Annotated in this window: 20 protein-coding genes; 7 read left to right on the forward strand and 13 right to left on the reverse strand. The window is 55.5% G+C overall.

Annotation, left to right across the window (positions count from 1 at the left end; translation table 11 throughout):
• Nucleotides 1-39: 39 nt before the first annotated feature.
• Nucleotides 40-252 carry a hypothetical protein gene (locus tag WBK23_RS17315; protein WP_424485171.1) on the forward strand — a complete coding sequence of 71 codons (213 nt, stop codon included), beginning with the start codon at nucleotides 40-42 and terminating at the stop codon, nucleotides 250-252.
• Nucleotides 253-303: 51 nt separating this feature from the next.
• On the opposite strand, the gene WBK23_RS17320 is transcribed toward WBK23_RS17315, so the two are convergent.
• A complete protein-coding gene (locus WBK23_RS17320) occupies nucleotides 304-1,203 on the reverse strand; it encodes a LysR family transcriptional regulator (RefSeq protein WP_424485172.1) in 900 nt (299 codons plus the stop codon).
• Nucleotides 1,204-1,294: 91 nt separating this feature from the next.
• Nucleotides 1,295-2,224, reverse strand: a complete 930-nt coding sequence (locus WBK23_RS17325) for an ion channel (protein ID WP_424485173.1) — start codon at nucleotides 2,222-2,224, stop codon at nucleotides 1,295-1,297.
• Nucleotides 2,225-2,399: 175 nt separating this feature from the next.
• Between WBK23_RS17325 and WBK23_RS17330 the strand changes: the two genes are divergently transcribed.
• The 4 genes from WBK23_RS17330 (at nucleotide 2,400) to WBK23_RS17345 (ending at nucleotide 7,084) form a co-directional block, all read left to right on the forward strand.
• On the forward strand, nucleotides 2,400-3,479 hold the full coding sequence (locus WBK23_RS17330) for a polyamine ABC transporter substrate-binding protein (RefSeq protein WP_424485174.1): 1,080 nt from the start codon (nucleotides 2,400-2,402) through the stop codon (nucleotides 3,477-3,479).
• Between the two features lie 10 nt (nucleotides 3,480-3,489).
• The gene (gene speB / locus WBK23_RS17335; protein ID WP_424485175.1) at nucleotides 3,490-4,461 is read left to right on the forward strand and encodes an agmatinase; all 972 of its coding nucleotides are present in this window, start codon (nucleotides 3,490-3,492) and stop codon (nucleotides 4,459-4,461) included.
• 102 nt (nucleotides 4,462-4,563) lie between these two features.
• The gene (locus WBK23_RS17340) at nucleotides 4,564-5,649 is read left to right on the forward strand and encodes a GGDEF domain-containing protein (protein WP_424485176.1); all 1,086 of its coding nucleotides are present in this window, start codon (nucleotides 4,564-4,566) and stop codon (nucleotides 5,647-5,649) included.
• A gap of 73 nt (nucleotides 5,650-5,722) precedes the next feature.
• The gene (locus tag WBK23_RS17345; protein ID WP_424485177.1) at nucleotides 5,723-7,084 is read left to right on the forward strand and encodes a putative bifunctional diguanylate cyclase/phosphodiesterase; all 1,362 of its coding nucleotides are present in this window, start codon (nucleotides 5,723-5,725) and stop codon (nucleotides 7,082-7,084) included.
• Nucleotides 7,085-7,410: 326 nt separating this feature from the next.
• On the opposite strand, the gene WBK23_RS17350 is transcribed toward WBK23_RS17345, so the two are convergent.
• The 5 genes from WBK23_RS17350 to WBK23_RS17370 form a co-directional block, all read right to left on the reverse strand.
• A complete protein-coding gene (locus WBK23_RS17350; protein ID WP_424485178.1) occupies nucleotides 7,411-8,058 on the reverse strand; it encodes a CHAP domain-containing protein in 648 nt (215 codons plus the stop codon).
• Nucleotides 8,059-8,112: 54 nt separating this feature from the next.
• On the reverse strand, nucleotides 8,113-8,508 hold the full coding sequence (locus WBK23_RS17355; protein WP_424485179.1) for a hypothetical protein: 396 nt from the start codon (nucleotides 8,506-8,508) through the stop codon (nucleotides 8,113-8,115).
• Between the two features lie 30 nt (nucleotides 8,509-8,538).
• The gene (locus WBK23_RS17360; protein WP_424485180.1) at nucleotides 8,539-9,045 is read right to left on the reverse strand and encodes a hypothetical protein; all 507 of its coding nucleotides are present in this window, start codon (nucleotides 9,043-9,045) and stop codon (nucleotides 8,539-8,541) included.
• Between the two features lie 86 nt (nucleotides 9,046-9,131).
• Nucleotides 9,132-10,163, reverse strand: a complete 1,032-nt coding sequence (locus WBK23_RS17365) for a hypothetical protein (protein ID WP_424485181.1) — start codon at nucleotides 10,161-10,163, stop codon at nucleotides 9,132-9,134.
• An 11-nt stretch (nucleotides 10,164-10,174) separates the two neighbouring features.
• Complete coding sequence (locus WBK23_RS17370) at nucleotides 10,175-10,702, reverse strand: PAAR domain-containing protein (RefSeq protein ID WP_424485182.1); 528 nt, start codon at nucleotides 10,700-10,702, stop codon at nucleotides 10,175-10,177.
• Nucleotides 10,703-10,971: 269 nt separating this feature from the next.
• Here WBK23_RS17370 and WBK23_RS17375 point away from each other — a divergent pair, with 269 nt between their 5' ends.
• Together WBK23_RS17375 and WBK23_RS17380 are read left to right on the forward strand one after the other, a co-directional pair.
• Nucleotides 10,972-11,223 (forward strand): helix-turn-helix transcriptional regulator, encoded by a 252-nt coding sequence (locus tag WBK23_RS17375; protein ID WP_424485183.1) that lies wholly within the window; start codon nucleotides 10,972-10,974, stop codon nucleotides 11,221-11,223.
• The gene (locus WBK23_RS17380; RefSeq protein ID WP_424485184.1) at nucleotides 11,223-12,419 is read left to right on the forward strand and encodes a type II toxin-antitoxin system HipA family toxin; all 1,197 of its coding nucleotides are present in this window, start codon (nucleotides 11,223-11,225) and stop codon (nucleotides 12,417-12,419) included. The genes WBK23_RS17375 and WBK23_RS17380 overlap by 1 nt, the downstream gene beginning before the upstream one ends.
• Before the next feature lie 477 nt (nucleotides 12,420-12,896).
• On the opposite strand, the gene WBK23_RS17385 is transcribed toward WBK23_RS17380, so the two are convergent.
• From WBK23_RS17385 to speB (WBK23_RS17410), 6 genes are all read right to left on the reverse strand, one after another.
• Nucleotides 12,897-15,236 (reverse strand): AAA family ATPase, encoded by a 2,340-nt coding sequence (locus tag WBK23_RS17385; RefSeq protein ID WP_424485185.1) that lies wholly within the window; start codon nucleotides 15,234-15,236, stop codon nucleotides 12,897-12,899.
• Nucleotides 15,220-15,915, reverse strand: a complete 696-nt coding sequence (locus WBK23_RS17390; RefSeq protein ID WP_424485186.1) for an ABC-three component system middle component 1 — start codon at nucleotides 15,913-15,915, stop codon at nucleotides 15,220-15,222. Before WBK23_RS17390 ends, WBK23_RS17385 begins: the two co-directional genes overlap by 17 nt.
• Complete coding sequence (locus WBK23_RS17395; protein WP_424485187.1) at nucleotides 15,912-17,192, reverse strand: ABC-three component system protein; 1,281 nt, start codon at nucleotides 17,190-17,192, stop codon at nucleotides 15,912-15,914. Before WBK23_RS17395 ends, WBK23_RS17390 begins: the two co-directional genes overlap by 4 nt.
• 85 nt (nucleotides 17,193-17,277) lie before the next feature.
• Nucleotides 17,278-18,048, reverse strand: a complete 771-nt coding sequence (locus tag WBK23_RS17400) for an NERD domain-containing protein (protein ID WP_424485188.1) — start codon at nucleotides 18,046-18,048, stop codon at nucleotides 17,278-17,280.
• Nucleotides 18,049-18,154: 106 nt separating this feature from the next.
• The gene (locus WBK23_RS17405; RefSeq protein WP_424485189.1) at nucleotides 18,155-19,273 is read right to left on the reverse strand and encodes a Fic family protein; all 1,119 of its coding nucleotides are present in this window, start codon (nucleotides 19,271-19,273) and stop codon (nucleotides 18,155-18,157) included.
• A gap of 506 nt (nucleotides 19,274-19,779) precedes the next feature.
• Entirely contained in the window at nucleotides 19,780-20,736 is a 957-nt protein-coding gene (gene speB / locus WBK23_RS17410; RefSeq protein WP_424485190.1) for an agmatinase, read from the reverse strand.
• Nucleotides 20,737-20,741: the final 5 nt, after the last annotated feature.

Here is a 20,741-nt window from a genome sequence, read left to right on the forward strand (position 1 = left end):
GCTGCGTCACGCCGGGCTTCAACCGGCAAGGAGATAGCCATGAGCTTGTTGCATCCACAGCTTTTCGACCTCTTCGATCCGCACCTGCAACTGGAGGCGGAAGACTTCGCCATTGGCGACAACGGCCGGTCTGACGTTCGTGCGAGCCCGCCACTTCACGGCGAAATTATCGGCACCATCGCCGCGCTGGAGCGCTTGCGTGAGCAATTACCGCCTGCCGTCGAACAACCGCCGCGTCCGCCTACGCGTTGAGGCGGCCTGCTGGCGTGCCAGCTCGGTGCGCCAGCAGGTTGCCGTTAGCGTTCAGCCGGGGGCAAAGGCGGCGAGCAGGTCGGCGACAAACGCCCGCTGAGCATCGCCCGGGTGCTGGCCGCGGTGGCTGGCCAGGTGGAATTGCACGGTAAAGCTCAGTGCATCGGCATCCATCGCGCGCAAGCGCCCGCGGCTCAGCCAGGGGCTGGCGATATGTTCGGGCAGGTAGCCGATGTGTCGGCCCGACAGGATAAACGCCAGCGCGCCGTCGACCTGCTCGGTCTGCGCCGAACTGGGTGCGCTCTGAAACGGCTCGCTGGCCTGCACGAAGCGATAGGGATGGTGCACACGGTCGGCCTGCATCAGCTCGTCCGGGCTGATGTCGTTGCGCTCGAAGAGCGGGTGACCCTCGGCGCAATAGAGAATCTGCCGCTCGTGAAACAGCGGTTGGTAATCCAGCGCGGCCTGGTTGCCGGAGAAGTAGCCGATGGCCAATTGCAGCTGGCCCTGCAGCAGGCGGCGTTCCAGCTCGGCCGGCATGGCGGTGAGCAGCTCGATCTGCACCGCCTGGTTGCGCCCGCGGAAACGTCGGATGGCCTCGGCCACCTGTTCCAGCACGCTGGCGGCCAGCCCCTCGGAAAGGCCGATACGCAGTTCGCCGAGCAGTTTGTCGGCCATGCCCTGGGCTTCGCCCTTGAAGGACTCGATGGCAGCGAACAGCTTGCGGGTGGCGCTCAGCACCTGCTCACCCTTGGGCGTCAGGCGAAAGCCGCCCTTGCCACGTTCGCACAGGCGAAACCCCAAACGGGTTTCCAGCTTGGCCATCTGTGTGCTGATGGTTGACTGGCCGATGCCCAGCTCGCCCTGGGCTGCGCTAAAGCCGCCGCACTCGACCACGGTGACGAACAGGCGCAGCAACTGCAGGTCGAGGTCACGCAACTGGCTGAGCATGGGGTTTTCACACATTGATGGAGGGCAATGCCTGAGTGGATCACTTCCGTTCAGTCGGATGCAAGCGAGGGCGTAGGGAGGGGCGGCTGGGCTAGCGCGTCATCTTCTTTACGAACACCACGACAAACAGGGCCATGGTAAAGCTACCGGCAAAGGCCTCGAGGGCGGCAATCGGGCGGGCCAGGCCGTGCGGCGTGATGTCGCCATAGCCGAGGGTGGTGAAGGTCACCACGCTGAAATAGAAACAATCGAACAGGTCATCGAGGTTGGCCAGCCAGCCGCGCTCCAGCGCCAGGCCCAGGGGTAGGTCGCCGTGGTTCACGCCGACGAGGAAGTAGAGCAGGCCGCAGACGCCGATCAGGGCGATGGAGAACAGCACCACATTAAGTGGTTTCTCGCCGTAGCCACTGAACAGGTCGACCAGCCAGGAGAGCAGGCGCTGGCTCGAGTAGCGCGGCATCTGCAGGCGGCGCATGACCATCTCGCGGTGGAAGAACAGTCCGGCCTGCTCGAACAGCCCGGCTTTCTCCAGGTGCAGGCGCAGGTTGCGATAGGTTTCCTCGGCCTCCTCGAAGCATTGGCGGGCGGCCGCATTGTCACCGGTGCGCTGTAGCTCACGGCCCCGACGCTCCTGACGCAGCTGGCGGTCCCAGATCACGTTGTCCAGTCGAGCGCCGTCCAGCTGGGTGCCGAGCAGGTTGCAGCCGCGCAAATCGCAGCAGTGCAGGTTGGCCCCACGCAGATTGGCCTTCATCAGCGAGCTGTTACGCAGGTCGAGGGCAAACAGGTGGGCGTTCTGCAGGTCGGCGCGGTACAGGTCGGCACCGCGCAGGTCATAGCCTTCGCGCTGATGGTGGTTGACCAGGTCGATACCTGCCAGCGCCGCGTACTTGAGTTGGAAACCGCGCATCGATACGCCGCTTTGCGCCCGCACCTGTAGCGTTGCGCAGAGCCCATCGGCCGCGCGCTTGTCCTGCGTGGCATCCAGCCAGAAACTTTCCTCGGGTTGTAATTCGCTCATGCAAAGGTCTCCAGAGCCTGCCAGCAAGACTAGTCGTGGCTGAGCGCAACGCCATCGGCCGGGTGCCATTACATTGATAGATGGCAATGCCAGGGTGCGTCACTTCATATTTATTCAAAGCAAACCGCGGAGCAGGATGGAGTCAGTCCAAAAAAAGCCGATGAGGTATCCCGTCATGCGCAAGGCCATCTTGCCGTTGTTGTTCTGTAGCACCTTTGCCGCGCAGGCCGAGGACAAAGTCCTCAACCTCTACAGCTGGTCGTCCTATATCCCCGAGCAGGCGTTGCAGCGCTTCAAGGATGAGACCGGGATTCAGGTCAAGTACGACATCTTCGACAGTGCCGAGGCCCTGGACAGCAAACTGCTCACTGGCGGCAGCGGTTATGACGTCGTTTTCCCGGCCTCCAGCGGCCTGGCTCGGGCGATTCAGGCCAAGGCGGTGCAGCCGCTGCAACGCGAGCGCCTCAAGCATCTGGATAACCTGGACAGTGAACTGCTGGGCAAGCTGGCCAGTGTCGACCCGGGCAACCAGTACGGCCTGCCGTACACCTGGGGCACGGTCGGTGTGGGGTTCAATAAGCAGGCGCTGGAGCAGCGCCTGCCGGGCGTGCCGCTGAACAGCCTGGACCTGCTGTTCAAGCCTGAGTACGCCAGCAAGCTCAAGGATTGCGGGATTGCGGTGATCGATTCGCCGCAGGAAGTGATCAGCATCGCCCTCAATTACCTGGGCAAGGACCCCTACAGCACCGCGCGCGCCGACCTCGATGCCGTGGCGCAATTGTTGGCCAAGCTGCAGCCGAACCTGCGCTATGTCGGTGCCGGCCGGCATATCAACGACCTGGCCAAGGGCGAGATCTGCCTGGCGCTGACCTACAACGGCGATGCCTATATGGCCGCCGCCAACGCCCGCGAGGCCAAGCAGCCATTCGAGGTGCAGTACCACATTCCCGTCGAAGGCACGCTGATGTGGTTCGACACCATGGCGATCCCTGCCGATGCGCCGCACCCCGAGGCCGCGCACGCCTTTATCGATTTCATGCTGCGCCCCGAGTCGATTGCCGAGCTGACCAACGGGGTGTTCTTCGCCAACGCCAACCGCGCGGCCACGCCGATGGTTGACCCGGAAATCACCGCCGACGCCGATATCTACCCGGGTGAAGCGATGCGCGCCCGCCTGTTTGGCGAGCAGTCGCTGCCACTGCGCCAGCAGCGCGACCGCACCCGCATCTGGACCACCTTCCGCAGCCAGTATTGAGGACAGCATCATGGAAGCATTCAACGGCAACGACCTGGCCATCACCCGCGACAGCCTGTACGGCACCTTCTCCGAGCCGACCTACGCCGGGGTCACCAGCTTTATGCGTCGGCGCTACAGCCGCGACCTGACCGGCGTCGATCTGGTAGTCAGTGGCGTGCCGTTCGACACCGCCACCACCAATCGCCCCGGCACCCGTTTCGGCCCACGCGCGGTGCGTGCGGCGTCGATCACCAGCGCCTGGGAGCGGCATTACCCCTGGGAATTCGACCCGTTCGACCATCTGGCGGTGATCGACTACGGCGACTGCAACTTCGACCACAGCCAGCCGCAGAACACCCCGGCGGCGATCGAGGCGCATGCCGCGCATATCCTTCAGGCCGGCTGCGGCATGCTCACCCTGGGCGGTGATCACTTCATCAGCTACCCGCTGCTCAAGGCCCATGCGCAGAAGCATGGCGCGCTGTCGCTGGTGCATTTCGATGCGCACAGCGACACCTGGCCGGATACCGATGAGGGGGAGCAGGGTATCAACCACGGCACCATGTTCTATTACGCGGCCAAGCAGGGCCTGGTTGATCCGACGCGCTCGGTGCAGATCGGCCTGCGCACCACCAATGACGACGTGATGGGCTTTCAGGTGCTGGACGCCCGCCAGGTGCATCGCAGCACGCCGGAGCAGATCGCCGAACTGATCCGTGCGCGGGTGGGTGACAACCCGGTGTACCTGACCTTCGATATCGACTGCCTCGACCCGGCGTTTGCCCCCGGCACCGGTACCCCGGTGTGTGGCGGCCTGAGCACCCATCAGGCGCTGGAGATCCTGCGTGGCCTGCGCGGCATCAACCTGGTCGGCATGGACGTGGTGGAGGTCTCGCCACCCTACGACAACGCCGAAGTCACCGCCCTGGCCGCCGCCACGGTGGCGATGGAGATGGTCTGCCTGTATGCCGCGCGGCATAAGCTGGGCGAGGGCGTTTAAACCAGGCTTCGTGGGCCACTGAGGCGGCGCTGCACGTTCAGGAAAGCTGGCTAGAGTTAAGGCAGGTCGTCTCTGGCGCGGTTTTCCTGATCTGCAGGGCTTATGTTGTTCAAACCATCTGTCGCCCGCGAGCCGGGCGAGACCCTGGGCGTGGCCGATTTGCAGGATGTCGGGCAGCGCTCCCTGATGCGCATGGTATTTGCCACCACCGGCATCACCCTGGGCATCTTCTGCGCCCTGCAATTTATTGCCGGCAACTACCTGTTCGCCTCGTTCGAGCTGGTGGCTACCGCGCTGTTGCTGTGGAGTGCCTGGCGCATCGTCCATGTGCGCCACTTGCTGCCCTGGATCTACGCCTACCTGCTGCCGACCTACTGTTTTCTGCTGTACATCATGGTCATGCGCGATGCGTCGAAAACGGCGTTCGTCTGGGTCTACGTCATCCCGGTGTTGTCCTATCTGCTGCTGGGGCGGTTGCGCGGGGCGCTGCTGGCCATCCCGTTTGTCGTGCTGGCCACGCTGCTGTACCTGAATAAATACGGGGTCGCCACACATGCCCATGGCCTTATCGACCTGGGCAATGCACTGGCGTGCGGCGTGCTGCTTATCGTCTTCGTTCACCTCTATGAGACCCGTCGGGCGGCCGCGCACCTGCAGCTACAGCGCATGGCGCGTACCGATGCACTGACGGGCGTGGCCAGCCGCGGTAGCTTCCAGCAGGCGCTGGAACAGAGTATCCGCGAAGCCGAGCGCAGCCAGACCCACCTGGTGCTGGTGATCATGGATGTCGACCACTTCAAGGCGGTCAATGATCGCTGGGGCCACGACGCCGGCGATCAGGCCTTGCGCTATCTGTGCAACAGCGTGGGCCAGCGTTTACGGGTGACCGACAGCCTGGGGCGTCTGGGCGGCGAGGAGTTCGGCCTGCTGCTGCGCAGCACCGACCGCGCTGGGGCCGAGCCGCTGGTCGAGTCCCTGCGGGCGCAGTTATGCAGCAAACCCATGGCCTACGGCACCCAGCAGATTTCGCTGTCCGCCACCTTTGGCCTGGCCGAATGGCCGAGCGATGGCCGCACGGCCGAGCAGCTTTACCGCTGCGCCGACCGCCGGCTTTACCGCGGCAAAGCGTTGGGCCGTAACCGCCTGGTCAGCCGGGAAAGCGCCGGTGGTGAAAGCAGCGTCGAGTGATGCCGCGCTTCCCGCGGTGTAGCAGCAGTAGGTGGTCATCTTCACACGTGAATAGGTCAAACAGGGACTTCCAATGACGGCCCTTTCCACCTTCTTCAAGCAGGTCCTCAGGCTCTGGCATGCGGCTGATCTCGCCTTGATCGGTCAGCGCCGCGAGCGGCGCATGCGCATGCTCGCCAGCCTGGTACTGCTGCTCGTGGGCAGCTTCTGGGGGCTCTTCTTCACGCTGCGCGGCGAGTGGGGGATCGTCCTGATGGACCTGCTGATGATCCTCTGCGGGGTTGGCGTATTTATCCTGAGCCTGCGCAACCAAGTGCGCCTCGCCAACCTGCTGCTGTTCGGCGTGATCATCCTGGTAATTGTCGGCACCACCTTGTTGATGGACCCCCACACCGCAGCTGCCCCGCGGGCCACTCATCTGTATCTGCTGCCCATCGCGGTCGCTGCGCTAATGGCCTTCCGGGACGAGCGCCTGTGGCTGCGTTACGGCGTTGCGTTGTTCTGCCTAAGCCTGTTTATCGTGCTGGCCTCCTCATCCTGGAGCCCGACCAGTGCCTACCACCTGCCGGATGAGGTGCGGGTAGCCGGCTCCTGGGTACAGAGCGTGGCGGCCATGCTGATGCTGTTTGCTCTGCTGCATATCCTGCAAAGCGATGCCGCCGAGCGTTCAGTGCTCGACCGGGATCTGCAGACGGCACTGCGTGAAGAACAGTTCGTCCTGCACTACCAGCCGCAGCTGAACAGCGCCGGCCGGGTGATCGGTGCCGAGGTGCTGATCCGCTGGCAGCACCCACAACGCGGGCTCGTTGCTCCAGGCGAGTTTATCGGCCATGCCGAGCAGACCGGGTTGATCATTGCGATTGGCCAATGGGTACTGGACCAGGCCTTTACTCAGTTACGCGCCTGGAAGGATGACCCGCAGTATCGCGATATCAGCCTGGCGGTGAACATCAGCCAGAACCAGTTTCGCCAGGCCAGCTTTGTCGCGGACATGCTCAAGCTGATCGAGGAGTACGGCATCGATGCGCGGCGTCTCGAACTGGAGCTGACCGAAACCATGATCGTGCAGGACCTGGAAGATCTGATGTGCAAGATGGTGGAGCTGGTCGAGCATGGCGTGCGCTTTTCCCTCGATGATTTCGGCACAGGGTTCTCCTCCCTGAGCCACCTCAAACGCTTGCCCTTGAGCACGCTGAAGATCGACCGCTTATTTATTTGCGACGTGCTGACGGATGCCAACAGCCAAGCCATCGTGCGCACCGTGATCGCCCTGGCGCAAGGCATGGGCATGAGCGTAATCGCCGAAGGCGTCGAGAGCGATGCACAGCGGCAGTTCCTGTCCACGAACGGCTGCCTGCAGTTTCAGGGCTACCTGTTCAGCAAACCCCTGCCGCTGCCAGAGTTCAGCGCATTTGTGCGCCGGCAGAACGACTGAACTGCAACGCGCCGCCGCGTATGGGTAGAAACGCAAAAGCCGCGCAGTGCGCGGCTTTTTGTTTGGTGGGCCCACACGGACTCGAACCGTGGACCAAAGGATTATGAGTTGCCTAGAAACGCTGCAAACCCAGTGAAATCGTGCGTAGCTTAGCGCAGGTACAGTTAGCTGAAAGTATCGTTGTAGAGCGGTTTAAGCGTAATTTAGCGAAATCTGTAAAAGCTGGGCACTGTACCGCCAGCGTACTGTTTTTTGTACCGCGAAACGGTCAGGTTTTCTCCTCCGCAGGGCAGTGTCTACTGCTAAGTTTTCTAGATGACAAAAGGTTAATGGTTCTGGCTGTAACCGGACCCAGGTAATGAAAGTTCCTCAGCGGGCGGCAGGCGGAGCCAGCCCAGTACCCGTGACTGCTCGATATGCCAGCGGCCTTCGCGTTGGATCACCGCCAGGTTCTCTCTGGAGCTGCCGAAGGGGCCTGGGTTTTGCTGGGCGATTTGCAAAATGTTGTTGTCGACACTGGCAATAATCGCAACGTGACCGTAGCGGTTGAGCAATGAAGGGGCGAACACCAGCAAGTCTTCAGCTTGCGGTGCCTCGGTACTGCCGTTGGTGAATTGCCGCATTCCTCGTTTGGCGTTCAAGCTGCCGTCGATGAGGCTAGGGTCGAAAAAGTCTTTAGCATGCCCATAGGTGTCGGGCATGCGGTGGCCATGGCGTTCAAAGTAGTAGCGTTTGACGAACTCTACACACTGATAGCGAAGGCCGAGGTTGTAACCGTCTTGGCTTAGGTTACGGCCTTGGACTGTATTAACCCCGCCGTTGTAGTAGATCGCCACGCCATTTAGCTCATCAAGTTGCTCGCCTACGGCATATTGGTTGTTGGGGTTTATGCGGGTGGCAGCGGCATAAATTGCCAGGGCGGTCAGCGGCAGTAGCGCGCTGGTAATTAGCAGGGTGAGTCGACGTTTGTTCATGGTGGGGTCTTTATCTGTCGCACTGAGGAACGGACTCTTAGCGTTGGGCGTCCGTTATTTGGTGACTTCGAGCTTGTAGAGCCTTTCCGCATCCTGGCCGGCACATTGGGTGCCATAGGTGCTGCCATAGACCAGCACGTTGTAGCGCCCAGCCTCGGTAGGAATCCCCTGAATCACGCCATGCTTTTCTCTTTCGATGTGGGTCAATTCCAAGCCATTGGGCAGGGGCTTGTCTGGGGCTACCAGCAGCTTGCTCACGGGGGTACTGGCGTTGATCACGTCTACTTGAGTGCTGTAAGGCACTCCCACTCTTGCGGTGGGAAGCTCTCGAGGATGGAGTTCCGGGTCAGGCCTTATGGAGCAACCGATGACTACATTGCTGAGCATGAGGACTTCGCAGCCTGCCAGCGGTGCTGTCATGCAGATGGCGAGAAACGTCTTTCGCATCATGGTTGAGCGGTTCTTTGCCAAGGGGGCTGGTTAGCGCGTTTTGCGTTCGGTTTCTTCTATTTCCGCGAAGACTTTTCGATGCTCGGCTTGGGATGCATAGTTCCCGATCACTTCGCTGACGTATTTCCCAGTTAGATTCTCGCCAGTCCGGGCGTCGCGCGAGAAAGTGACCACAAAGCGTCTGCTGTTCAGCTCCAGGTAGAGGTTGTAGTAGTCCTCGGGTTTGTTGGGTTCGGCAAATGCGCTGTAGGTATAGCGGATGCGCCGGCTCAGATCCGGAGGGTCCAATATCAGTGCCTGGGTATCTGTGTCTTCAAGGTAGCTGCTATCGAAGGCCTCGGCCGCGGCATAGGGGAGCTCGGCTAACTGCCCGCGTGTAAGAGCCACAGGTTGGCTGCGCAGCATGGTTTCATTGCTGGCCCCGCCACCTGCTTCAATATTGCGCGGTTTATACATGCCACTGACAAACCACTGGCTGGCATCGAACATCTCTTCGATTTCGAAACCGCCGTAATACATCATGATTTTCTTGGGCATCTCGCTCTCCTTGGCACTTAGATAAAGCCCCGTCGCTAAGCTAGCGGCCAGAGCAATGCTCCATAACAGCGGCTTGTTCAAGCGCCTCATAACGGTTTGTATTCGCGCAAAATGGCCGGTACTCCAGTGGGCGAGTCTCCGGCACGTACGGGGCGTAACGCACCTTCTGCGTCTAGGGGATAGCCAATGGATTGCTGGTAGCTATCGCGACTATGGGCATGGCGTACCAGCGTCTTATCTTCCTCGCTGGCGGTTTTGCTGGGTGGTTGCGGGAGGGTTTCGTTGGGTAATTGGGCTGTAGCGTCCTTGCTGGTTTGCCGGTAAGCGGTCAAGCGCTTCTGATAGTCGCTGAGCCGACGCCTGTATGCCTTCATCGCTTGGGCATCGGCGTTGCTTCTCTCCTGTGCACCCTCCAAACCGGCGCGATCTGTGGAGTTACCATAGGTCTGGTCATAATTGCTGCGTCGCGGGAATGCCCAAACAGGGGTCTGAGCGGTATTGGCGATCAACTGCGCCAGGCTTTTCTCGTACAGAGGGTCTTCGTCCTCGCTGACGTGTACGTCGGCATGAATACCAAGGCCAGTACGGCAGGCGTAGGAGTGAATCTTGGCACTCAGGTCGAATGCTTCAGGCTTGAGCATCTGGGCTTGGGCATCGCGCATGCGGTAGCTGTCGGCCTTGTCCAGTTCATAACCAAACTCGATGGTGCCAACCAGGCCATGGGCGAATAGGTCGAGCTGCTTTATCTCGCGCTTTTTGCTGATGCGTAAGTTGATGAAATCGAGCAGTTGGGCAATGGAGTCGAGTTCCCGGTATTTAGCGCCATAACGGGTTTCGACCACACCCTTCACTGCATCGAGCAGGGGGCGTTCGTAGTCTTCGGTGAAAATCAGGAAAATGCGCTGGGTGGCATCGTTAGCGCTGGCCGGCGGATACATGCGGATTTGCCGTATGCCTTGATTGATAAAGCGCATTTTGTTGCCTTTCTGTCCCCGTAGCTTTTCCATCAGGGCCATATGCGAGGCACCGACTACGGTAATAAAGTCACGCTGCAGGGCTATGGGGATCTGCTGAATAGCGTGCTGGGCGCTGGTCTTTCCCTGGTGAGGCGCTGTCATTGCATCCGTCCTTAGAAGCTAATGCCCTGTTGTTTGAGGTGGTTGGCCGCATCCCGTCCCCAACGAACGACCACAGATTGCGGTGCCTTGGTAAATACCCGCTCGGTATTGCCGTGGCCATTGGTGTAACCCACAAAACGCTGGCCATCGGCGCACTCCACGCAATAGAGCGCGTCTTCGACGGGTAGGCCGCTATTACTGTCTATCAGTTGGTACTGCTCGCTGTGCCTGGGCAGGATCTCTGGTGCGCTGAACGGTGCGCTACCCGATTGAGTGCCGACCAGTACATCGCCTGAGCCTGTGATGATGACCCCGCCATGGGCGGTGGCACTGCCCAGAAAGGCAATTGGCTTGCCATTGACCAAGATGCTACCGATACCTTCGGTGACCGCATCGCCACAGGCCGTACTGTCACCGACCCGCAGCGTGGGTAGGTTATTGATCAGTACATCTGGCGAGCCGCTGGTGGTGGGATTGGTACCATGCCCGGGAATGGGGCAAGCATCTAAATCGCTAAGGCGGGCGGCTGGTTTTGCCATGGCTAACGTCCTTGTGCCTGGGAATCGAGCATTCTGAGCGGCATGGGATTTTCGCGGTGTGGCTAAGTTCACTTTTCGGCTGGCTGGAGTCAGTTTTTCCTGTGGTTTTTACACGCGTACCTGTGAGCTCGCTTGTGAGACTGGGCTTACCGCAACATCTTTGGTTTAACGAGCGTGAGCCTGAATGGTCAGTCGGCGCGTATCCGCTTTGATTTTTCCTGTGGTTCGGTATACGTTACATTTCATATGACTTGTTGCGTATACAGAACATGGACTATTCCCTCATCACGCTGCGACTTGGCGAGCAGCTTCGGCAGCGCCGCTTGAATCGCGGGCTGACTCAGGCCGCGCTTGCCTCCCTGGCCGGCATCACCCGGCAAAAGGTTATCGCCATCGAGAAGGGTGACCTCTCGGTGGGGATGATGGCCTATGCACGAGTGCTGGCAGCCCTCGACTGTGAGCTCAACGTGGTGCCGGCAGCGATGCCCACGTTGGACGAAATCCACGGAGTATTCGACTGATGACGGCCGTGCTGCAGGTTGCAACGCCAGAGGGTGACAGCGGGAAGATCCTCACCAGCGCCGGGGACTATCTGTTCCGCTACCACGAAGATGCCAAGGCGCAGGCAGCGATAAGTTTGCTAATGCCGGTGCGCCTGGACGAATACCGCCACCGGGAGCTGCATCCAATATTCCAGATGAACCTGCCCGAAGGCTACGTCCTGGAACAGTTGCGCAACCGCTTGGCCAAGGTTGCGAGCGTTGACCCGATGTTGCTGTTGGCACTGTCCGGCAGCAGTTCGCCTATCGGGCGGGTGGCGGTCAGCTCGCCGAAGGTCGATGCGCTCTTGGCGCGTCAGCAGTTCCCCGGCGAAAAGCTGGAAGAAATCCTCGCCTGGGATGGTGCAGAAGATATTTTTGCCGGCCTGGTGGATCGCTACATCCTGCGCGCCGGTATATCGGGCGTGCAGCCCAAGGTACTGGTGCCAGAGCATCAGGATTCAGCTCCTCAGCGTTTCACCTCAAAAACCTCTGACCTGATTATCAAGAGCGGTCGGGATGAGTTTCCGGGGCTGGCGATCAACGAGTTCCTTTGCATGTCCGTGGCCAGGGAGGCGGGCATTGCGGTGCCGGAGTTCTACCTGTCCGCCAACGCCAAGCTGTTCGTTATGCGCCGCTTTGACCGGGATGAGCAGCTCAATCCCATTGGCTTTGAGGACATGGCGGCATTGATGGGACTAGCTGCGGAGCAGAAATACAGCAAGAGCTATTCGGCCATCGCCAAGGCCATCCGCCTGTTCTGCCCGCCCGAGCAGGTGCAGGGCTCACTGGCGCAGCTATTTGCCATAGTGACCTTGAGCTGCATCATCGGTAATGGTGACGCCCATCTGAAGAACTTCGGGCTGCTGTATTCCGACCCTACTCAGCGCGATGCGCGACTCGCACCGGCCTACGATATCGTCAACACCACGGCCTATATTCCAGAGGACGTGTTGGCGCTGGATCTTGTTGGCAACAAGTCGCTCTTTGCGTCGCGTCAAGGGCTGTTGGACTTCGCTCAAGTCTGTGATGTCGCGCGGCCAGAAGAAGTGATCCGCGAGCAGTTGAGCGCGCTGGAACGGGTGCTGGCTCGCTCAACTGAGCTGGGCGAGCAGGCACCGCATGTGGTCGCGGCAATCAGACATTGTGCTGGCCCGTTTATGAAAACCTTTGGCTAGCGGGCAGACAATTCAGCTGATTATGAGTTGCCTAGAAACGCCGTAAGCCTAGTGAAATCGTGAGTAACCTAGCGTAGGTACAGTGAGCTGAAAGTAGCGTGGTTACTGGGGTTGAGCGTAATTTAGCGAAATTGTTAGAAGCTGGGTGTTGTACTGCAGCTGTACTGTTTCTTGTACTGACGGCTGTTGGCATACAAAAAATGCCCTTTCAGTGCCCCGTTGTCCTAGCTTGTTGCATACGTTGTATTGCGACAAATCCGAGCAGTAATTTTTAGCTTACGGCGAATACCCAACTTAAGACCTCATTCTCGATACTTTTTGGCTCTGCTGGGTGGGCTCTACGGAATTGGCTTCGACAATGGTATAGGGCCTGATTAGTTTCTTTGAAATTCTTAGCTGTAGCCTAAGCGCACCGCTTTAATGTAGGTCGGCAGTGCGATTTCTAAAATTAAAACAAGCCCACTTCGGGTTTAGTTATTAAATATAAAGGGCCCGCTTGAAGTCAATTGATTCGGAGTCTAGAGTGTATTTCTTGAATTTATACTGCATATAAGAGGATATCTCATCCTCGTGCGTCGATAGAATCACTTGGCGATCAGAAAATTCATTTCTCAATAAATCAATAAATCCGGCGACATTGATATCATCTAGGCTCTGAACAGGATCATCAATTAGCATGATTGTGTTTTTTGCATACCGTTTATTTAAGGCAAGCGTAAACGATAATACTAAAGAAGAAAGCTGTCCTGAGCTCATTGAAAATATAGCGTCATGTAGCTTTTTTGGATGCTCACGAAACGAAAGACTTTTTCCATCGGTCTCAATAAATATACCAAGCCCGCTCTGAAAATTTTGTAAGAGACGGCCGGAATAGATGTGAAAGAGCACCTCTATGCCTTTGGCAATAGAGGCGACATATGCATTTAAGTTTTCATTGTAAATGCCAATAAGCTTGTCTATAGCCTTAGTTAGATAAACTGCCTTGCGATATGTTTCATCAGCCTGGGCTAACGATAATTCCTTTTCTTTTATGTCTGCATAGGTGTTGCGAATATAAGCTAATTTTATATAGTGGGATTTCCTGTCAATGGCATCGGGTTCAATAGCCAAAACAGATTTTTCGTCGGATAAAAATATCTGCTCGAAAATCTCCTGAAAATCTTCGCCAATAGAATCGTAATTTACGGGTCGATATAGTAATCCTACGGCATCGTCAAGTTCTTTGGTTTTAAGTGTTTCATCTAAAGAAAAGCTCTCGCAGTAAAAGCTATTAAGGTTAATTCCGAAAGACGCGTAGGATTGAGTAAGTCGTTTTAAATACGAAATCTGCTCTTCGCTGAGGGCAATGATTTTTTTCTTGTAGGCTGCTGAGTTGCGCTGTGCTGTAATATGTTCGTTAAGCACTTTTAATATGGGAGTGATAATTTGCTGCTTGAATTCGTCAATGCTGATTTTCAAAGTCTTACTGTTTGCTTCAACAAGAGACTCTAGGGTGACTCTGTGTAACTCTAATTGATGTAATAGATTTTCTCGCGTTTCCCAGTCATGTCCGCATGCTGGGCAATCAGAGTCTTCATGGTTTATATGTTTATTAGAGAATTTGGTGATAAATGTGTCACGAGAAGACTGAAGCTCATTATAAGCTAACTCAACAAGGCTGGCGCTTGCTGCTGACGACTTAATGGAAGCTACAGCTGATGAGAATTTATGATAATCCAGTCCAAAGTTGAAGCTGTTAAATGTGTCTGGATCAAACTCAAAGTCACCACTTAAGGATGTTGGGAAGCCGGCCTCTAACCGACTAGACAACAATATCGAAAAATCATAACGCTTTACATCGTCGCGATATCTTGCAATTTCGTCCATACGTCCACCAAATCGCAACAAGCTATCTACGGCTTGCGGTTTTGGTTTCAAAGCCGTATCTACTGCAGTATTGTATCTTGAGTCAAAGAAATTACTGGCACCATGACGGAATCGCTTGAGCCTGTTCAGCGGCCCTTCTTCACTTAACCAGGTAGAGATAATCGAAGGTTTAGCTTCAATCTTCGCTAAGTCCCACGGCTGCTGTGTTATCTCAATTAACCGTTCAAAGGCAACGTCTGGGGTTTCGACAGTGCCGGCACTAACAGATTGACGTAGTTGCTCTATTTCTAGTCTTCGCTTCTGTAAGTCTTCCTTTTTTACTGTGGTTTTGAGTTTGGCTATTAATTCTTTGGCTTTTTCAATTTTATCAATTCTTATCCTATAGTCGCCAACATCAAATAGATGGTCAATTTTTTGCTGCTTAGTTGAGCCTTTGCTTTTTAAGACTGCAGTATTATCTTCCTGCTCAATGTAATGAAAAAGTTTAAAGTTTCTTTGATATCCTACACCGAGCAGATCTTCTAGGAATTGTTTTTCATGTGTAACCTCTGACCACTCTCCGCTACTTGACAGCGTGTAGAGCTTAAATAGTTTTAAACCTAGGCCTTTTCCTTGATCAAGGTCAGTTTTACTTGCGCTTCGTTTTAGATGGAATACGCCTTCATCAGTTTCTATCTTCGCCGTAATTGAAACATTTGCCCCAGCCAAGGCAAGGTCATAAGTTAAGGGGCTTCCTTGCACCATCGAGCGTCTGTCAATGGTGTCAGCCTCTAACGATATATAACGCGCTATATCACCTGTTAAAAGAAGTTCTACTGCATCAAAAAATGAGGTCTTACCAAAGCCGTTGGGGCCATCAAGAACTACTAGGTTGTTGGAGGTGATCTCGAATTGATGGTTTTTGAAAGCTTTAAAATTTTCCAATATGAGTTTTTTAATATTTAACTTCATGACCGGCCTCGGCGATGGTTAAAAATAAATCATTCAGTACTGACTCTGAATTGCTAGAACTGTCCAGAAGTGTATCCAATACGGACGATTCGATAAGTGATAAAAGCTCCGGCTGTTTTGTATTTAGGATTTTAGCTTTGTGTGAAGTATAAAGACCTTCAATGTCTGCGGTCTCGCCATCACCAATGTCTATAAATCCAAGCTTAATAACCAATCTGTAAATTAGCTCTTGCCAAGTTTCCTCTCCTAATAGGCTTTTATATTCAGAAAATACAATCGAGCTATTCACCGAGTTGTGGATCAATTCCGTGAGATCGCCATCTTGTAATTTTTTATTTAGGCTGGATAGTTCATTTTGGGTGTAATAGATAACATGCTTCTTGAAGAAGAATAAATCTTCTTCTGCGGTGTGAACTTCAGAGATAATGTGTGCGTCTATTTTTGATATGGGCCAAAGGCAAATTAAGTTGGTGTTCTTTTGTACTGCGTCGTGGTTATAAAGATTCTGGCACGCAGTGAGCCATGTGTGCTGGTTTTCAAAAACTTGCTGCGGTGTTGCCTCCACAACAAGCCAATATGTTTGTTTTTCTGTATCGTGCGAAGCAAAAAAATCAAAGCCTTCGCCGAAATGTGCCGTGTAACCGTGGCTGGAAAATAAGCCATTTACTAGGTCTTTCATTTTTTAATCTCTTTAGGAAGATTAGAGATAGATATTAATGATATTTCTTTGAATTTATTGAATTTGCTGTGTTCTTGGTGCTGTTCGCTTCGAGCGCCGACACATACAACTGAGTATATAGATTCGGCATTTATATCTAAGGTTATTAGCGTGCCGCTTTCATATAGGAACTCAACGTCATGTTTTATTGATCCTTCAACGATTCTCTTGCAGATCGAGCCCGCACTGCTCGGTCCCTGATGTATTGCTGTGGGATAGTAATTTTTTCCCTCAAGGCGCCAATAGAAGTTTTTAACTTTTCCGGATGCGTCGTAATTAGACTCGATTAATTCGTGGAATATTCGAAACAATCCGAGCTGTAAGTCATCAGATGTGATTGCCTCATCTTTATATTCTGTGAGGGAGCTAAAACGTCCTTTTTTGTCCGGCAATATTGAGCATATAAAAGCCTTCAGGCCAATGATATCAAGTCGGTTGATTTCTGCGATGCAACGACTAAGTTTACTTAGTTCGGCTCCTTGTAAGTCATGCTCCTCACAAAAATTAGCAAAATAGCTGCCAATGTCTTTCATAATTATCGAGAAAAAATAATCTTCGCAAAGAACAGCTGAAGTTAAGTCGTTTGATAGTATTTCTAAAAACTGAGTAAATTCTATTTTTTCTCGATTTGCTACTTGGCGTTGAACTGCGCCCGTTGATAGTTGTATTTCTGAGTGCATTGCAATTACTTTTTTTACAACAATATCTTCAAGTAGATTTCTGGACCAGCTTAGGTATTCGTTCGAGACTTTATGTGTGTCAGTTGAATGATATTTTGTATATATGCCTCTCAAGGCGTTTTCTAGTAGATTATCGATCTCTGAGAGGGCGCAATATTCTTCTGAAGTAGGAGTCTTATTGTAGCGATACATCACCACTGGTGAGTATGTGGTGCTAAATTTTTCAGGAACTTTAAGCATCTTAGATACGTGGAAAAAGGCTTCGCAGTTAGGGTATTTAGTAGATTTTTCCTTCTGTTCAGAAATCGCTGATTCGTAACTAGAGAAGTCGTCACTCTTGTAGGCCTTTACTTGATGTATGGATTTACATTCCCCGTTTAGCAATATCGCGAAATCATCAATGCTGTCGAGTTGTAAGGAGAGTTTTGCACTCTCTATTAAGTTCTTTAGAATCAAGCTTAAGCAGTGATAAAGTGCAATCTTTCCTTGGTATATATATCCACCCCAAACCGCCACGGCGGTGTGAGGTAACTTAGCTTCAATCTCATTCTTAGCCATGCTTTATCCAAAAATTTAATTACAAGAAACCACAGAAACTCTCGGCGCTGTAATCTTGGGAGGTGAGTTATGTCTTCCCTAGGCTTCAAAGGCTTTGCATGGTTCGGCACTTAGGAAACGCCGAGCATCCCCAAAATTGTTGCCCCGATTTTGGCCCTGATTTCACGGCGCGGATCAGCAGTGCACTGCCACATTTCGGGCATTGTCGTTCGGCTGTCGGATCGCTACGGCGTTTGAGGTTTTGCACATGCTCGCGTTGGGTGGCGAGGGTCGGCGCGCGGCGGCCGGTTTGCAGGACATGCAGCATGGCGTCGACTTCAGCCTCGCTGAATAGCGGCTGCTGGAATGACTTGATATAGCGGATAAAGCCGATGCCCTGGGTCACGTTGACTGGGACTTCGGTTTTAAAAGTGCTGCCGCCGACAAAGGTGATGACCGAGTGCAGGTGCTCGGGATTAACGCCAAGGGTGGCTTCTAGGGCTTTGAGGTGCTTGTAGTTCTGTCGCAGCGGGTTCTGGAATTTGAACGTGCGCTTGTAGAGTTTCTGCGTCCACTGCGCCTGCTTTTCGCTGCCAAAAATCCAGCCGCTCATGTTCTTCGTTTCCAGCACGAAGATGCCGTAAGGCGAGAGGAAAACGTGGTCGATCTGCGTGGTGCCGTCTGGGGTGTTCAGGGTGACATTGTGCAGGCGGCGGTAGGTTTGTTTGTCCAGCTGCCAATGGGCAAACAGCCGCACCAGGAGTTCGCCAATATGACCCTTGGCCCAAGGCGACTTGAGCAGGCCGATCAGCAGCATCAGCGGGATAAACCAGCCCAGCGTGCCCCAGACCTGAGCGATGACGGGGGTGAAGTCCATTTCTTAACCTTCAGCAATCCTGAGTTAACCGGATATTACCGAAAGTAAGCGTAATGGCACGATAGTATTGCAGTGGTTTGGCATGCGCCGATGCCGGCCATGATTCTTAGATAACCTGATAACGGGTACTACGCCCGCCTCCAGGTAGTCGAGCGATACAACCCTTTTCGACCAAGTCGCTCAAGTGGCGGGTGGCGGTAGCTTTGGAAACCTTGGCCACGGCCTGGTATTGAGCAGCACTGATGCCGCCCTCAAATCCCCGTTCGCCGCCATCAAGTAGACGGTTGAGTACTTTGACTTGTTCGGCCGACAGGGCATGGCTGCGGTAGGTCTGCCAGAAGCGCGCCTTGGCCAGCACGCGGTCTATGCGGGCAAGGGCTTGTTCCAAGCTGTTGAGCAGCGTTGCAAGGAACCATTGCAGCCAGGCGGTGAGATCTAGTGTGCCTTTCTGGCTAGCTTCCAGGATGCGGTAATAGCCGGCGCGATCGTCGAGGATGCTCGCTGACATGGCGTAAAAGCGGATGGCCTGTTGCTCGCCTTGCGCTAAAGCCAGATCAGTTATGGTGCGAGTTAGGCGACCGTTGCCGTCATCGAATGGGTGGAGGGTAACGAACCAGAAATGGGCAATGCCGGCGCGCAGCAATGGATCGAGGCTGGCATCGCTGCGGCTGCTCTCGAACCAGGCGAGGAAGTCGGCCAGTTGCTCTTCTAGTCCGGCGCGTGGCGGGGCTTCGAAGTGCACTGTAGGACGGTCGACGCGCCCTGAAACAACCTGCATGGGCTCTTCGCCGCGTAGCATGCCGATGCGTAGTGGGCGGGCCAGCAGGTTTTCATCGTTGGGGAACAACCAGCAATGCCAGCCGTACAATCGCTCCAGGTCCAGCGGTTGTTGATGTGCGTGAGTGGCATCGAGCAGCAATTCAGCTAGGCCTTCGGAGCGTGAGGTGATGCGGCCTTCTTCGTTCAACCCCAAGCGCCGCGCCAGTGATGAGCGCACCGAGCCGACATTCAGCTGCTCACCCTCGATGGCTGATGAGGTGACGATGTTCTGCAGCATGGCATCCAGACTGCTCTGCACCTCAGTGTCACTACCAACAGCACCGAGCATCCCGAGCAAGCGCCCCTGAGCTTGGGCGCAGGCTCGCAGCTGCGGGGCAAGTTGTTCGGCTTGCCAGCTGAAGTGCGGCCAGTTTGGCTGCTGCCAGATCCAGAAGGGGTCATTCATGGGTATGCTCATCTGTGAGCCGATTAGTGAGTCTATTCGGCTCATTAGGTGAGCCGATAATGCCGGCTATTCGGCTCACTGTCTAATCAGGCCCTCTGATTTCGCGTCATTCAGTGACCTCGAGTGTGCAGGCGCGGCTTGCCAGGCTAACCAGCTTAAGCATTAACAGAATGTCTTGGCCTTTCATCATTGCCCCCACTCTCCGTCCACTGTCCATGGACTGAGGACGGTTCGCTGGTCGGGTGGGTAATTGCACAGGCTTGCCCACCCATTTGCATTCGACCTGACCAGTCATTTGCATCGGATTTGGCCGGCATGCTTCGTGGCCCTGACTGGCTGGAGTCGGCCAAAAGCGGTCGCTCGCGACCTGCCGTTTTCGCCCCCAAACGGTCTGCCGCAGCAGCCGGTGGACAAGTAAAGCTTGCCCACCCTATAAGGCTCCCAAGATCGCATAGCGTGGGCAGCTGCGAAGCATTTCTTACCGGACAGCTGTCCAGGCCACTGGCTTACAGCTTATGCCGCGCGGCATACAGGCAGATCATCTCCATGGCCACTGCGGCCCCTGCCAGCGCGGTGATTTCGGCGTGGTCATAAGGCGGGGCCACCTCCACCACGTCCATGCCGATCAGGTTGATGCCACGCAGGCCACGCAGAGTCGCCAAGGCCTGATGGCTCGATAGACCACCGCACACGGGCGTGCCTGTGCCTGGGGCAAACGCCGGGTCGAGGCAGTCGATATCGAAGGTCAGATAGACCGGGTGATCGCCAACGCGCGCCCGAATGATCTCCGCCAGCTCCTTGGGCGAACGTTCATGCACCGCGCTGGCGTTCAGCACCTGAAAGCCCATGACGTCATCATTACTGGTGCGCTGGCCAATCTGGATGGAGCGCGCTGGGTCTACCAGCCCTTCGCGGACGGCGTGATAGAACATCGAGCCGTGGTCGATGCGCTTGTCCTCGCCGTCGCACTCCAGGTCATGGTGTGCATCGAAGTGGATCAAGGACAGTGGGCCATGCTTGGCCGCATGCGCCTGCAGCAGCGGATAGCTGATGAAATGGTCGCCGCCCAGGGTCAACATCGCAGTACCCGCCGCCAGAATTCGCTCGGCGTGCGCCCGGATCGCCGCCGGGGTTTGTTCCGGGGTGCCGTAGTCGAAATAGCAGTCGCCGTAATCGACGCAGGCCAGCACGTCGAACGGATCAAACTCCCAAGGCCAGTGGCGAGCCCAGGCTGACTGTACCGATGCCTCGCGAATGGCGCGCGGTCCAAAACGGCTGCCCGGCCGGTTGCTGGTGGCGGTATCGAAGGGGATGCCGCTGATGGCGATATCCACGCCGCGCAGATCGCGACTGTAGCGACGCCGCATAAAGCTGGTGATACCGCCGTAGGTCGGCTCACCCGCGGTGCCATACAGGCTGTCACGCGTCATCGCCTGATCGATTATCGAGTCGTCATTTAGCATGGTGT

It is taken from the genome of Pseudomonas sp. (assembly GCF_049653025.1).
Taxonomy (GTDB): domain Bacteria; phylum Pseudomonadota; class Gammaproteobacteria; order Pseudomonadales; family Pseudomonadaceae; genus Aquipseudomonas.

What these genes read in the sequence shown, in the direction of transcription:
- WBK23_RS17315 (WP_424485171.1), top strand. Translation starts at nt 40, where the DNA reads ATGAGCTTGTTGCATCCACAGCTTTTCGACCTCTTCGATCCGCACCTG.
- WBK23_RS17375 (WP_424485183.1), top strand. Translation starts at nt 10,972, where the DNA reads ATGGACTATTCCCTCATCACGCTGCGACTTGGCGAGCAGCTTCGGCAG.
- speB (WP_424485175.1), top strand. Translation starts at nt 3,490, where the DNA reads ATGGAAGCATTCAACGGCAACGACCTGGCCATCACCCGCGACAGCCTG.
- WBK23_RS17395 (WP_424485187.1), bottom strand. Translation starts at nt 17,192, where the DNA reads ATGGCTAAGAATGAGATTGAAGCTAAGTTACCTCACACCGCCGTGGCG.
- WBK23_RS17380 (WP_424485184.1), top strand. Translation starts at nt 11,223, where the DNA reads ATGACGGCCGTGCTGCAGGTTGCAACGCCAGAGGGTGACAGCGGGAAG.
- speB (WP_424485190.1), bottom strand. Translation starts at nt 20,736, where the DNA reads ATGCTAAATGACGACTCGATAATCGATCAGGCGATGACGCGTGACAGC.
- WBK23_RS17345 (WP_424485177.1), top strand. Translation starts at nt 5,723, where the DNA reads ATGACGGCCCTTTCCACCTTCTTCAAGCAGGTCCTCAGGCTCTGGCAT.
- WBK23_RS17350 (WP_424485178.1), bottom strand. Translation starts at nt 8,058, where the DNA reads ATGAACAAACGTCGACTCACCCTGCTAATTACCAGCGCGCTACTGCCG.
- WBK23_RS17385 (WP_424485185.1), bottom strand. Translation starts at nt 15,236, where the DNA reads ATGAAGTTAAATATTAAAAAACTCATATTGGAAAATTTTAAAGCTTTC.
- WBK23_RS17360 (WP_424485180.1), bottom strand. Translation starts at nt 9,045, where the DNA reads ATGCCCAAGAAAATCATGATGTATTACGGCGGTTTCGAAATCGAAGAG.
- WBK23_RS17370 (WP_424485182.1), bottom strand. Translation starts at nt 10,702, where the DNA reads ATGGCAAAACCAGCCGCCCGCCTTAGCGATTTAGATGCTTGCCCCATT.
- WBK23_RS17355 (WP_424485179.1), bottom strand. Translation starts at nt 8,508, where the DNA reads ATGATGCGAAAGACGTTTCTCGCCATCTGCATGACAGCACCGCTGGCA.
- WBK23_RS17320 (WP_424485172.1), bottom strand. Translation starts at nt 1,203, where the DNA reads ATGCTCAGCCAGTTGCGTGACCTCGACCTGCAGTTGCTGCGCCTGTTC.
- WBK23_RS17390 (WP_424485186.1), bottom strand. Translation starts at nt 15,915, where the DNA reads ATGAAAGACCTAGTAAATGGCTTATTTTCCAGCCACGGTTACACGGCA.
- WBK23_RS17325 (WP_424485173.1), bottom strand. Translation starts at nt 2,224, where the DNA reads ATGAGCGAATTACAACCCGAGGAAAGTTTCTGGCTGGATGCCACGCAG.
- WBK23_RS17340 (WP_424485176.1), top strand. Translation starts at nt 4,564, where the DNA reads ATGTTGTTCAAACCATCTGTCGCCCGCGAGCCGGGCGAGACCCTGGGC.
- WBK23_RS17400 (WP_424485188.1), bottom strand. Translation starts at nt 18,048, where the DNA reads ATGGACTTCACCCCCGTCATCGCTCAGGTCTGGGGCACGCTGGGCTGG.
- WBK23_RS17330 (WP_424485174.1), top strand. Translation starts at nt 2,400, where the DNA reads ATGCGCAAGGCCATCTTGCCGTTGTTGTTCTGTAGCACCTTTGCCGCG.
- WBK23_RS17365 (WP_424485181.1), bottom strand. Translation starts at nt 10,163, where the DNA reads ATGACAGCGCCTCACCAGGGAAAGACCAGCGCCCAGCACGCTATTCAG.
- WBK23_RS17405 (WP_424485189.1), bottom strand. Translation starts at nt 19,273, where the DNA reads ATGAATGACCCCTTCTGGATCTGGCAGCAGCCAAACTGGCCGCACTTC.